This is a genomic window from Pseudomonas sp. Gutcm_11s (assembly GCF_028649395.1).
In the GTDB taxonomy this organism is placed as follows: Bacteria; Pseudomonadota; Gammaproteobacteria; order Pseudomonadales; family Pseudomonadaceae; genus Aquipseudomonas.
In genome coordinates this window covers 143475-156428 of sequence record NZ_JAQSUW010000018.1, presented here as the reverse complement: position 1 = coordinate 156428, position 12954 = coordinate 143475, and the positions used below count along the sequence as shown (strand labels likewise).

The window sequence follows — 12954 nt, the reverse complement described above, 5'->3', positions numbered from 1 at the left end:
GGATAGGAGCTTGACGATGACCTACTCTCACATGGGGAAACCCCACACTACCATCGGCGATGCGTCGTTTCACTACTGAGTTCGGGATGGGATCAGGTGGTTCCAACGCTCTATGGTCGTCAAGCAATTCGGTTGCTGTATCGGTGTTTAGTCGCTACAGCGAATTGGGTATGTGATCTTGGCTTTGCGGTTCTTAGCGAACTTTCGGTTCGTTTGTCGACTTCACCATCACCGACAATCTACAGATTGTTTGGGTGTTATATGGTCAAGCCTCACGGGCAATTAGTATTGGTTAGCTCAACGCCTCACAGCGCTTACACACCCAACCTATCAACGTCGTAGTCTTCGACGGCCCTTTAGGGAGCTCAAGGCTCCAGTGAGATCTCATCTTGAGGCAAGTTTCCCGCTTAGATGCTTTCAGCGGTTATCTTTTCCGAACATAGCTACCCGGCAATGCCACTGGCGTGACAACCGGAACACCAGAGGTTCGTCCAACCCGGTCCTCTCGTACTAAGGTCAGCCCCTCTCAAATCTCAAACGTCCACGGCAGATAGGGACCGAACTGTCTCACGACGTTCTAAACCCAGCTCGCGTACCACTTTAAATGGCGAACAGCCATACCCTTGGGACCGGCTTCAGCCCCAGGATGTGATGAGCCGACATCGAGGTGCCAAACACCGCCGTCGATATGAACTCTTGGGCGGTATCAGCCTGTTATCCCCGGAGTACCTTTTATCCGTTGAGCGATGGCCCTTCCATACAGAACCACCGGATCACTAAGACCTACTTTCGTACCTGCTCGACGTGTCTGTCTCGCAGTCAAGCGCGCTTTTGCCTTTATACTCTACGACCGATTTCCGACCGGTCTGAGCGCACCTTCGTACTCCTCCGTTACTCTTTGGGAGGAGACCGCCCCAGTCAAACTGCCCACCATACACTGTCCTCGATCCGGATAACGGACCAGAGTTAGAACCTCAAGCATGCCAGGGTGGTATTTCAAGGATGGCTCCACGCGAACTGGCGTCCACGCTTCAAAGCCTCCCACCTATCCTACACAAGCAGGCTCAAAGTCCAGTGCAAAGCTACAGTAAAGGTTCACGGGGTCTTTCCGTCTAGCCGCGGATACACTGCATCTTCACAGCGATTTCAATTTCACTGAGTCTCGGGTGGAGACAGCGCCGCCATCGTTACGCCATTCGTGCAGGTCGGAACTTACCCGACAAGGAATTTCGCTACCTTAGGACCGTTATAGTTACGGCCGCCGTTTACCGGGGCTTCGATCAAGAGCTTCGCTTGCGCTAACCCCATCAATTAACCTTCCGGCACCGGGCAGGCGTCACACCCTATACGTCCACTTTCGTGTTTGCAGAGTGCTGTGTTTTTAATAAACAGTCGCAGCGGCCTGGTATCTTCGACCGGCATGAGCTTACGGAGCAAGTCCTTCACCCTCACCGGCGCACCTTCTCCCGAAGTTACGGTGCCATTTTGCCTAGTTCCTTCACCCGAGTTCTCTCAAGCGCCTTGGTATTCTCTACCCAACCACCTGTGTCGGTTTGGGGTACGGTTCCTAGTTACCTGAAGCTTAGAGGCTTTTCCTGGAAGCATGGCATCAACCACTTCATGTCCAAAAGGACACTCGTCATCAGTTCTCGGCATTAAGACCCCGGATTTACCTAAGATCTCTGCCTACCACCTTAAACACGGACAACCAACGCCGTGCTGGCCTAGCCTTCTCCGTCCCCCCATCGCAGTAACTAGAAGTGCAGGAATATTAACCTGCTTCCCATCGACTACGCATTTCTGCCTCGCCTTAGGGGCCGACTAACCCTGCGTCGATTAACGTTGCGCAGGAAACCTTGGTCTTTCGGCGTGCGAGTTTTTCACTCGCATTGTCGTTACTCATGTCAGCATTCGCACTTCTGATACCTCCAGCAAGCTTCTCAACTCACCTTCACAGGCTTACAGAACGCTCCTCTACCGCATCACTTACGTGATACCCGTAGCTTCGGTGTATGGTTTGAGCCCCGTTACATCTTCCGCGCAGGCCGACTCGACTAGTGAGCTATTACGCTTTCTTTAAAGGGTGGCTGCTTCTAAGCCAACCTCCTAGCTGTCTAAGCCTTCCCACATCGTTTCCCACTTAACCATAACTTTGGGACCTTAGCTGACGGTCTGGGTTGTTTCCCTTTTCACGACGGACGTTAGCACCCGCCGTGTGTCTCCCATGCTCGGCACTTGTAGGTATTCGGAGTTTGCATCGGTTTGGTAAGTCGGGATGACCCCCTAGCCGAAACAGTGCTCTACCCCCTACAGTGATACATGAGGCGCTACCTAAATAGCTTTCGAGGAGAACCAGCTATCTCCGAGCTTGATTAGCCTTTCACTCCGATCCACAGGTCATCCGCTAACTTTTCAACGGTAGTCGGTTCGGTCCTCCAGTCAGTGTTACCTAACCTTCAACCTGCCCATGGATAGATCGCCCGGTTTCGGGTCTATACCCAGCGACTAAAGCGCCCTATTAAGACTCGCTTTCGCTACGCCTCCCCTATTCGGTTAAGCTCGCCACTGAATATAAGTCGCTGACCCATTATACAAAAGGTACGCAGTCACCTAACAAAGTAGGCTCCCACTGCTTGTACGCATACGGTTTCAGGTTCTATTTCACTCCCCTCTCCGGGGTTCTTTTCGCCTTTCCCTCACGGTACTGGTTCACTATCGGTCAGTCAGTAGTATTTAGCCTTGGAGGATGGTCCCCCCATATTCAGACAAAGTTTCACGTGCTCCGTCCTACTCGATTTCACTTCTAAGACCTTTTCGCGTACAGGGCTATCACCCACTATGGCCGCACTTTCCAGAGCGTTCCGCTAAAATCAAAGAAGCTTAAGGGCTAATCCCCGTTCGCTCGCCACTACTAAGGGAATCTCGGTTGATTTCTTTTCCTCAGGGTACTTAGATGTTTCAGTTCCCCTGGTTCGCCTCTTGCACCTATGTATTCAGTGCAAGATACCTAACTTATGTTAGGTGGGTTCCCCCATTCAGAGATCTCCGGATCAAAGTCTGTTTGCCGACTCCCCGAAGCTTATCGCAGGCTACCACGTCTTTCATCGCCTCTGACTGCCAAGGCATCCACCGTATGCGCTTCTTCACTTGACCATATAACCCCAAGCAATCTGGTTATAGATTCGTAACGTGAAGACGACATTCGCCGAAAATTCGCGCTTGAACTCGCAAATTTTGCCTTGATTTGCTGAATGCAGTGAAACATTCAACAAGTCACTTCTATCACATACCCAAATTTTTAAAGAACAGTTCTGGCGCAAAGACCAGAAATCAACATTGAACTACCAATGTTCATTTCTGAGCTTTCAGCGATTTGAGTTGATGGTGGAGCCAAGGAGGATCGAACTCCTGACCTCCTGCGTGCAAAGCAGGCGCTCTCCCAGCTGAGCTATGGCCCCGTCTAGACTGGCCATCCCGACAATTGGTGGGTCTGGGCAGATTCGAACTGCCGACCTCACCCTTATCAGGGGTGCGCTCTAACCAACTGAGCTACAGACCCAATCGTCACTCTCGGGTCTAAACCCAATCGCTTTTCGCAAGTGAATCAAGCAATTCGTGTGGGAGCTTATGAAGAAGCTGATGTCTTCGATTAAGGAGGTGATCCAGCCGCAGGTTCCCCTACGGCTACCTTGTTACGACTTCACCCCAGTCATGAATCACTCCGTGGTAACCGTCCCCCTTGCGGTTAGACTAGCTACTTCTGGAGCAACCCACTCCCATGGTGTGACGGGCGGTGTGTACAAGGCCCGGGAACGTATTCACCGTGACATTCTGATTCACGATTACTAGCGATTCCGACTTCACGCAGTCGAGTTGCAGACTGCGATCCGGACTACGATCGGTTTTATGGGATTAGCTCCACCTCGCGGCTTGGCAACCCTTTGTACCGACCATTGTAGCACGTGTGTAGCCCTGGCCGTAAGGGCCATGATGACTTGACGTCATCCCCACCTTCCTCCGGTTTGTCACCGGCAGTCTCCTTAGAGTGCCCACCATAATGTGCTGGTAACTAAGGACAAGGGTTGCGCTCGTTACGGGACTTAACCCAACATCTCACGACACGAGCTGACGACAGCCATGCAGCACCTGTGTCTGAGTTCCCGAAGGCACCAATCCATCTCTGGAAAGTTCTCAGCATGTCAAGGCCAGGTAAGGTTCTTCGCGTTGCTTCGAATTAAACCACATGCTCCACCGCTTGTGCGGGCCCCCGTCAATTCATTTGAGTTTTAACCTTGCGGCCGTACTCCCCAGGCGGTCGACTTAATGCGTTAGCTGCGCCACTAAAATCTCAAGGATTCCAACGGCTAGTCGACATCGTTTACGGCGTGGACTACCAGGGTATCTAATCCTGTTTGCTCCCCACGCTTTCGCACCTCAGTGTCAGTATCAGTCCAGGTAGTCGCCTTCGCCACTGGTGTTCCTTCCTATATCTACGCATTTCACCGCTACACAGGAAATTCCACTACCCTCTACCGTACTCTAGCTCAGTAGTTTTGGAGGCAGTTCCCAGGTTGAGCCCGGGGATTTCACCTCCAACTTGCTGAACCACCTACGCGCGCTTTACGCCCAGTAATTCCGATTAACGCTTGCACCCTTCGTATTACCGCGGCTGCTGGCACGAAGTTAGCCGGTGCTTATTCTGTTGGTAACGTCAAAACAGCAAGGTATTAACTTACTGCCCTTCCTCCCAACTTAAAGTGCTTTACAATCCGAAGACCTTCTTCACACACGCGGCATGGCTGGATCAGGCTTTCGCCCATTGTCCAATATTCCCCACTGCTGCCTCCCGTAGGAGTCTGGACCGTGTCTCAGTTCCAGTGTGACTGATCATCCTCTCAGACCAGTTACGGATCGTCGCCTAGGTGAGCCATTACCTCACCTACTAGCTAATCCGACCTAGGCTCATCTGATAGCGCAAGGCCCGAAGGTCCCCTGCTTTCTCCCGTAGGACGTATGCGGTATTAGCGTTCCTTTCGAAACGTTGTCCCCCACTACCAGGCAGATTCCTAGGCATTACTCACCCGTCCGCCGCTGAATCAGAGAGCAAGCTCTCTTCATCCGCTCGACTTGCATGTGTTAGGCCTGCCGCCAGCGTTCAATCTGAGCCATGATCAAACTCTTCAGTTCAATACTGCTTGGGTTTTGAGAAAACCCTAAACTTGGCTCAGCAATCGCATGCTCTATTTAAAGAGCTAAAACTCTCGAATTCACGAGTGTTACTTGCGTTGCTGATAATCAGTCGACTACCAGTCTTACATCACAAGCACCCACACGAATTGCTTGATTCAGTTGTTAAAGAGCGTTTCGGCGAAGTCTTTCGTCTCAACCGAGGCCGCGCATTCTACAGCAGCCTTTCAACCTGTCAAGCTGTTTTTGAAGAATTTTTCGTTTCTTCTCAACCGCTTGCGCTTCGGATCAGAACTTCTTCTCGTCAGCGGGAGGCGCATTCTACAGCGATCAAAACCGCTGTCAACCACCTCTTTCAACCGCCTTCGATCAGAACCGATCGAAGCACCAACAAGACCAATCCAGCACCTTGTCAGCCCGGCGCATTCTACTCGAATCCACCGCCGTCGCAACCTTTAATTTCATCTAACTTCTTGTTTATCAAGGAGTTTTCAGATCGGGCTGCGCCGAAACAGGTGCGCATTCTAGGGATTTAGAATCTCCCGTCAACTCTTTTCTGAAATGTTTTCGTCATCTTCAAGCGCAGACCAACCACCCTCTCTATAACGAGCGGTACGCGAAGGAGCATTAGCAGCGCACCAGCACCTGCATAGAGAGCCCATTCGGCGATATCGGAGCGTACGACCCAGAGCATGTGCAACAGTGCCAACGCCAGGATCGGGTACACCAACCGATGGAGCTTCTTCCAACGCATGCCGAGACGACGCTGGCTCCAGCGATTCGACGTCAGCGCCAATGGGGTCAGCCCAGCAAGCGCCAATGCCCCGACGATGATGTATGGCCGCTCGGCAAGATCCGCCAGCAGCCGATCCATTCGCAAACCGAGCAGGAACAGCAGATAAGCGGATAGATGCAGCACAACATAGGTAAAGCACCATAGCCCCAGCTGACGGCGCACGGAAACCCAACCACTCCAGCCAGTCAGCTTGCGCAGAGGCGTCAGGCTCAACGTCAGCAGGAGCAGGACAAGCGCGCCTTGGCCCAGATTGTCCACCAGCACCTTGCCCGGGTCAGGCCCCGTCAGATGCATGAGCCCCTGATACAGCCATACCACAGGAAACGCCGCCGCCACCGCAAAGACCACAGAGCGCCATAGCAGGTAAGGCATCAGTAGTTCTTCCGCAGATCGAGACCACTATAGAGAGAGGCCACTTCGGCGTAGCCATTGAACAGGCGGGTATCGACGACATTGGGACTGAACAGACTATTGGGCAGACGGCGCTCGGTAGCCTGACTCCAGCGCGGGTGATCCACCTGCGGATTGACGTTGGCATAGAAGCCATATTCGGCGGGAGCCAGGTTTTCCCAGGTGGTGCCAGGCTGTTCCGCGACCAGGCTGATGCGCACGATCGACTTGATGCTCTTGAATCCGTACTTCCATGGCACCACCAGACGCAGCGGCGCACCGTTCTGGTTGGGCAGTACTCGCCCATACAGACCAACCGCCATGATGGTGAGTGGATGCATCGCCTCATCCATGCGCAGCCCCTCAACGTAGGGCCAGTCGATCAGCGAGAAACCCGAACGCACACCGGCCATCTGCTCGGGCGCCAGCCTGGTCTCGAAACGCACATACCGAGCATTGCCGGTTGGCTCGGCACGCTTGAGCAATTCGGCCAACGGGAAACCCAACCAAGGAATGACCATCGACCAGGCCTCGACACAACGCAAACGATAGATGCGCTCCTCGAGCCGATGGGGCCTTACCAGTTGCTCCAGCGAGACGGGCCCTGGCTTGGCCACCTCACCATCGATCACGACCGTCCAAGGGTCGACCTCCAGCCGGTCCGCATAGCGCGCCGGATCGCCCTTGTTAGTGCCGAACTCGTAGAAGTTGTTGTAGTGCGTGACGTCCGCATAGGGCGTCAACGCCTCCTCCCCCGCAGTGACCGCCTGCCACTGCACGCTCGGCAGCTTTTCAGCGAACCAACCAGGTAACGCACCTGGCTCGACATCCGTATATCGCTCGGCCTCCGCTCGCGCAGGAAAAGCGCCCAGCGCGAGAGCACCGCCTGCTGCCGACATGAAGCGGCGACGAGAGAGGTAGATGGCTTCGGGGGTAACTTCACATTCGCTTGCGGCGGATGCGAGAGGGGTCTTGATCAGCATAACGAGCTCCGCAGCTGGACATCGAATGTGCCAGTAGACTGCGGAGCCGCGCGGAAATTACATCACTCGGCCGCCTTGCGACGGCGCAGTTGCAACAAATATTGCACAGGACCGGAAGCCGCGTAAGCGAGGAAGATCAGCAGCAGGATGCGAGGCGGATCGCTGAACACCACGGCGAAGACCAGCACTACCGCCAGAATCGCGACAAAAGGTACGCGCCCTTTAAGGTCCAGGTCCTTGAAGCTGTAGTACTTGATGTTGCTGACCATCAGCATGCCCGCAGCGGCCACCAGTACCGCGAACAACATCACCACCACCACCGGCATATCGACGCCTTCGACGTCGAAGTCCTTCAGTGCCCACACGGTTCCGGCAACCACACCCGCGGCAGCCGGGCTGGCCAGCCCGATGAACCACTTCTTGTCGATCTTGCCGATCTGCGTGTTGAAACGGGCCAGGCGCAGGGCGGCGCAAGCGGTGAAGATGAAGGCGACGGTCAGCCCCACATTGCCCAGCTCGGACAGCGCCCACTTATAGGCCAGCAGGCTCGGCGCCAGACCGAAGGCAACCATGTCGGAGAGAGAGTCGTATTCGGCACCGAAGGCGCTCTGCGTATTGGTCAGGCGCGCCACACGCCCATCCAGGCTGTCTAGCACCATGGCGACGAAAATCGCGATCGCTGCCGATACGTAGTTGCCGTTGGTGGCACTGACAATGGCGAAGAAGCCAGCAAACAGGTTGGCCGTGGTGAACAGGTTGGGCAGCAGGTAGATGCCGCGGTGGCGGACCTTGCGACCCTCGGCGTCCTGGCCCTCCTCCACATGTTCATCGATGGGCAGCAGGCTCTCCGGTTCGGAGCCTTTGCTGGAATCCTCGGGACGTTCGTTCATGAACAACACCTTGCAGCAATTGGATGAGACTTCGACCGATGCCACCGGAGCAGGTTCGCCAGTGGCACGGTTAAACGAGAGGGCTTTATACCAGAAGCCCGTTGCGCGCATAAAAAAACGCGGCCTAAGCCGCGTTCTTTTTCGAGCGTCGGAAGACCTTAGTTCTTGGTCTTGTCGACGATCTTGTTGGCGGAGATCCACGGCATCATCGCACGCAGCTTCTCACCGACCACTTCGATGCCGTGAGCGGCATTGTTGCGGCGGTAGGCGGTCATGGACGGGTAGTTGGCCGCGCCTTCGGTGATGAACATCTTGGCGTATTCACCGTCCTGGATGCGCTTCAGAGCGTTGCGCATGGCCTGACGGGATTCGGCGTTGATGACTTCCGGGCCGGTCACGTACTCGCCGTACTCGGCGTTGTTGGAGATCGAGTAGTTCATGTTGGCGATGCCGCCTTCGAACATCAGGTCGACGATCAGCTTCAGCTCGTGCAGGCACTCGAAGTAAGCCATTTCCGGCGCGTAACCAGCTTCAACCAGGGTATCGAAACCGGCTTTGACCAGCTCGACGCAACCGCCGCACAGAACAGCTTGCTCGCCGAACAGGTCGGTTTCGGTCTCGTCCTTGAAGGTGGTTTCGATGATGCCGGTACGGCCGCCACCGACGCCAGCGGCGTAGGACAGGGCGACGTTCTTGGCGTTGCCGGAAGCGTCCTGGTAGATGGCGATCAGATCAGGAATACCACCGCCTTTGACGAACTCGGAGCGTACGGTGTGGCCCGGGGCTTTCGGCGCGATCATGATCACGTCGAGGTCGGCACGCGGTACGACCTGGTTGTAGTGGATCGAGAAGCCGTGGGAGAAGGCCAGGGTGGCACCTTTCTTGATGTTCGGCTCGATCTCGTCCTTGTACAGGCGGCCCTGGAACTCGTCCGGGGTCAGGATCATGACCAGGTCGGCGTTGGCTACAGCAGTGGCCACGTCGGTCACTTTCAGGCCATGGGCTTCAGCCTTGGCGACGGTAGCGGAGCCCTTGCGCAGACCGATGGTGACGTCAACACCCGAATCCTTCAGGTTGCACGCCTGAGCGTGGCCCTGGGAGCCGTAGCCGATAACGGCGACTTTCTTGCCCTGGATGATGGAGAGGTCGCAGTCTTTGTCGTAGAAAACTTTCATGTTCTTGGCTCTTCTGGATCGAATGAAGGGGGTGCTCAGCACCGCTACGGAGGCACCTTAAGCGATCCTTTCCATTGCGTAAAATGATATATTTGCAATACAACGTGCCGATATATGAAACAGTTATGGACAGCCACGCACTCAGGCTTTTTCTTTCTCTGGCAGACAACCTGCACTTCGGCAAAACCAGCCGCGAACAGCATGTCAGCCCTTCCGCACTCAGCCGCAGCATCAAGCAGCTCGAGGACGAGCTCGGCGCACCTCTATTCCTGCGCGACAATCGCTCGGTTCGCCTGACCCGCGAGGGCCAGCAGTTTCGCGGATATGCCCAGGAGGTCATGAACGGCTGGCAGGCCATCCGCCAGACATTCAAGCAGGACCAGCTGATCCTGCATGGCGAGCTCTCTCTGTATTGCTCGGTCACGGCCAGCTACAGCTTTCTGTACGACATCCTCAGCAGCTTCCGACAGAACTACCCGCGCATCGAAATGAAGCTGCACACCGGCGACCCGGCAACGGCCGTCGAGCGCGTGCAGCAGGAACTGGAAGACCTGGCTATCGGTGCCCGCCCGGACAATCTGCCGGCCGACATCGAGTTTCAACCCATAGCCCGCTCCGAACTGCGCTTTATCGGCCCACAGTCATCGCAACTACTCAGCGACGAGCAGTTGAAGCACCCCAACGCGGAAAGCTGGCGGGACGTACCGATGATCCTGTCGGAAGAGGGACTGGCGCGAACGCGCACCGACCGCTGGCTGAAGAGCCACAACATCAAGCCACGTATCTACGCCCAGGTGAGCGGCAACGAAGCGATCGTCAGCATGGTAAGCCTGGGGTTCGGCATCGGCGTGGTGCCGCAGATCGTCCTGGACAACAGCCCACTGACTGCGCGCATCCGCATCTACGATATCCAGCCACCACTGACCGCCTATGACATCGGCCTGTTCGCGCTGCAGAAGCGCCTCAAGGATCCGCTGATCGCCGCCTTCTGGAATCGCCAGAAATAAAAAGCCCCGCACTAGGCGGGGCTTTTTCACAACATGACGATCAGATGCTCAGGACCTTGTCGCCACGCGCAATACCGGTGACACCACTACGGACAGTTTCCAGGATCGACGCGGTGCCGATGGCCTGGATGAAGCTGTCCAGCTTGTCGCTGGTACCGGCCAGCTGGATGGTGTAGACGCTGCTGGTGACGTCGACGATCTGCCCGCGGAAGATGTCGGTGGTGCGCTTGACCTCGGCGCGCTGGGCGCCAGTGGCCTTCACCTTCACCAGCATCAGCTCGCGCTCGATGTGCGCGCTTTCCGACAGGTTCACCAGCTTGACCACTTCGATCAGCTTGTTGAGGTTCTTGGTGATCTGCTCGATCACGTCATCGTGTCCGGCAGTGGTCAGCGTCAGACGCGACAGAGTCGGGTCTTCGGTCGGCGCCACGGTCAGGCTTTCGATGTTGTAGTTACGCTGGGAGAACAGACCAACCACGCGCGACAGGGCGCCCGGCTCGTTTTCCAGCAACAGGGAGATGATATGGCGCATGTTCAGGTCCGCTCCGTCTTGCTCAGCCACATGTCACGCATGGCACCGCCGCGAATCTGCATCGGGTACACGTGCTCGCTGGTATCCACGGCAATGTCGAGGAACACCAGGCGGTTCTTCATGGCGAAAGCCTCTTCCATCATCGGCTTGAGGTCCTTGAGGTCGGTGATGCGCATGCCCACGTGACCATAGGCCTCGGCCAGCTTGACGAAGTCAGGCAGCGATTCCATGTAAGAGTGCGAGTAACGGCTGCTGTACTGCATGTCCTGCCACTGGCGAACCATGCCCAGGGCACCGTTGTTCAGGTTGATGATCTTCACCGGCAGGTCGTACTGCAGGCAGGTCGACAGTTCCTGGATGTTCATCTGGATGCTGCCCTCACCGGTAACGCAGGCCACGTCAGCCTCCGGGAAGTTCAGTTTCACACCCATCGCAGCGGGGAAGCCGAAGCCCATGGTGCCCAGGCCACCGGAGTTGATCCAGCGATTGGGCTTGTTGAAGCGGTAGTACTGCGCCGCGAACATCTGGTGCTGGCCCACGTCGGAAGTGACGTAAGCGTCGCCACGGGTCACTTCGCTGAGGGTCTCGATCACGGTCTGCGGCTTGATGATGCTGCCGTCACCCTCGTTGTAGGGGAACAGGCGGCCGCCACCACGCCACTCGTCGATCTGCTTCCACCAGCTGGCGACGGTTTCCTTGTTCGGGGTTTCGCCAATCTCCTTGAGGATCGCGACCATCTCGGTCAGCACGCTGTCGACCGGGCCAACAATCGGGATGTCGGCCTTGACGGTCTTGGAGATCGACGCCGGGTCGATGTCGATGTGAATGATCTTGGCGTTCGGGCAGAACTTGGCCGCCGTCTCACCGTTGATCACCCGGTCATCGAAACGCGCGCCGACGGCCAGGATCACGTCGGCGTGATGCATGGCCAGGTTGGCGGTGTAGCTGCCATGCATGCCTAGCATGCCGACGAACTGGCGGTCGGTACCCGGGTAGGCGCCGAGGCCCATCAGGGTATTGGTCACCGGCACGTTGAGCATGCGGGCCAACTCGGTCAACGGCTCGGAAGCGCCACCCATGACCACGCCACCACCGGAGTACATGACCGGGCGCTTGGCAGCAAGCAGCATCTCGACAGCCTTGCGGATCTGCCCGGAATGACCACGGGCAGCAGGGCTGTAAGAGCGCAGCTTGACCTTCTTCGGATAACTGTATTCGAACTTCTGCGACGGATCGCCCATGTCCTTCGGAATGTCCACGACCACAGGACCGGGGCGACCGGACTGGGCGAGGTAGAAGGCTTTCTTGATCACTTCGGGGATTTCCGAAGGATGTTTGATGATGAAGCTGTGCTTCACGATCGGACGCGAGATACCGACCATGTCGGTTTCCTGGAAGGCGTCGGTACCGACCACGGTGCTGGGCACCTGGCCGGAGATGATCACCATCGGGATCGAGTCCATGTAGGCAGTAGCAATGCCGGTAATGGCATTGGTTGCCCCCGGGCCGGAAGTCACCAGCACCACACCGGCCTTGCCGGTGGCGCGGGCGTAGCCGTCAGCCATGTGAGTGGCAGCCTGCTCGTGACGAACCAGGATGTGGGTTACTTCCGGTTCCTTGAACAGGGCATCGTAGATGTGCAGGAGGGCACCGCCCGGGTACCCATAGATGTACTTAACGCCTTCGTCACGCAACGAGCGGACGACCATTTCAGCGCCGGATAAAAGCTCCACGTTGTTCACCTCTAGAACGCCAGATCACCACCCGACAACGAGTGGTCCTTGATGTAGGTATTACTGGCCGACAGACAGGCGCGACTGTGGTCGCGGGCGATGCAGGGGTCTGTGTGACGAGTAACGGAAGAGCCCAATCTTGCGGAGCCTTTCCTTCCCAGCGCGAGGTAACGCGTTGCGGGTGTAACGGGGGTCGGCACGGGTAGCGCCTTTTTCCACTGAGCTGAAGGACGCTTGCGGCGGACTTCACAACAGCAGGAA

8 protein-coding genes, 2 tRNA genes and 3 rRNA genes are annotated in these 12954 nt (G+C 56.4%); 2 read left to right on the top strand and 11 right to left on the bottom strand.

Going from position 1 to position 12954, the window contains the following annotated elements; translation table 11 throughout:
• Positions 1–8: 8 nt before the first annotated feature.
• From rrf to PTT45_RS22235, 5 genes are all read right to left on the bottom strand, one after another.
• Positions 9–124: ribosomal RNA gene (rrf, locus tag PTT45_RS22255) — 5S ribosomal RNA — on the bottom strand.
• Positions 125–261: 137 nt separating this feature from the next.
• Positions 262–3153, bottom strand: a 23S ribosomal RNA gene (locus PTT45_RS22250).
• 229 nt (positions 3154–3382) lie between these two features.
• A tRNA-Ala gene (locus tag PTT45_RS22245) sits at positions 3383–3458 on the bottom strand.
• A 24-nt stretch (positions 3459–3482) separates the two neighbouring features.
• Positions 3483–3559, bottom strand: a tRNA-Ile gene (locus PTT45_RS22240).
• Positions 3560–3650: 91 nt separating this feature from the next.
• Positions 3651–5187: ribosomal RNA gene (locus PTT45_RS22235) — 16S ribosomal RNA — on the bottom strand.
• The 16S, 23S and 5S rRNA genes sit together here with 2 tRNA genes alongside, the layout of an rRNA operon.
• 32 nt (positions 5188–5219) lie before the next feature.
• Between PTT45_RS22235 and PTT45_RS22230 the strand changes: the two genes are divergently transcribed.
• A complete protein-coding gene (locus PTT45_RS22230; protein WP_273816158.1) occupies positions 5220–5723 on the top strand; it encodes a hypothetical protein in 504 nt (167 codons plus the stop codon).
• On the opposite strand, the gene msrQ is transcribed toward PTT45_RS22230, so the two are convergent.
• The 4 genes from msrQ to ilvC all read right to left on the bottom strand — a co-directional run bounded on the left by msrQ (position 5720) and on the right by ilvC (position 9421).
• Positions 5720–6355, bottom strand: coding sequence for a protein-methionine-sulfoxide reductase heme-binding subunit MsrQ (gene msrQ, locus PTT45_RS22225; protein WP_273816157.1), 636 nt, complete (start codon positions 6353–6355; stop codon positions 5720–5722). The two genes, PTT45_RS22230 and msrQ, sit on opposite strands and share 4 nt — an antisense overlap.
• Entirely contained in the window at positions 6355–7356 is a 1002-nt protein-coding gene (gene msrP, locus PTT45_RS22220) for a protein-methionine-sulfoxide reductase catalytic subunit MsrP (protein WP_273816156.1), read from the bottom strand. The genes msrQ and msrP overlap by 1 nt, the downstream gene beginning before the upstream one ends.
• Before the next feature lie 62 nt (positions 7357–7418).
• Complete coding sequence (gene pssA / locus PTT45_RS22215) at positions 7419–8246, bottom strand: CDP-diacylglycerol--serine O-phosphatidyltransferase (RefSeq protein WP_273816155.1); 828 nt, start codon at positions 8244–8246, stop codon at positions 7419–7421.
• A 158-nt stretch (positions 8247–8404) separates the two neighbouring features.
• On the bottom strand, positions 8405–9421 hold the full coding sequence (ilvC, locus tag PTT45_RS22210) for a ketol-acid reductoisomerase (RefSeq protein WP_160081834.1): 1017 nt from the start codon (positions 9419–9421) through the stop codon (positions 8405–8407).
• Positions 9422–9546: 125 nt separating this feature from the next.
• On the opposite strand from ilvC, the gene ilvY reads away from it, so the two are divergent.
• Positions 9547–10428, top strand: a complete 882-nt coding sequence (gene ilvY / locus PTT45_RS22205) for an HTH-type transcriptional activator IlvY (protein ID WP_273816154.1) — start codon at positions 9547–9549, stop codon at positions 10426–10428.
• A 40-nt stretch (positions 10429–10468) separates the two neighbouring features.
• Here the strand turns inward: ilvY and ilvN are convergent, their stop codons facing one another.
• Together ilvN and PTT45_RS22195 are read right to left on the bottom strand one after the other, a co-directional pair.
• Complete coding sequence (ilvN, locus tag PTT45_RS22200; RefSeq protein WP_273816153.1) at positions 10469–10960, bottom strand: acetolactate synthase small subunit; 492 nt, start codon at positions 10958–10960, stop codon at positions 10469–10471.
• A 2-nt stretch (positions 10961–10962) separates the two neighbouring features.
• Positions 10963–12693, bottom strand: a complete 1731-nt coding sequence (locus PTT45_RS22195; protein ID WP_273816152.1) for an acetolactate synthase 3 large subunit — start codon at positions 12691–12693, stop codon at positions 10963–10965.
• Between the last annotated feature and the right edge of the window lie 261 nt (positions 12694–12954).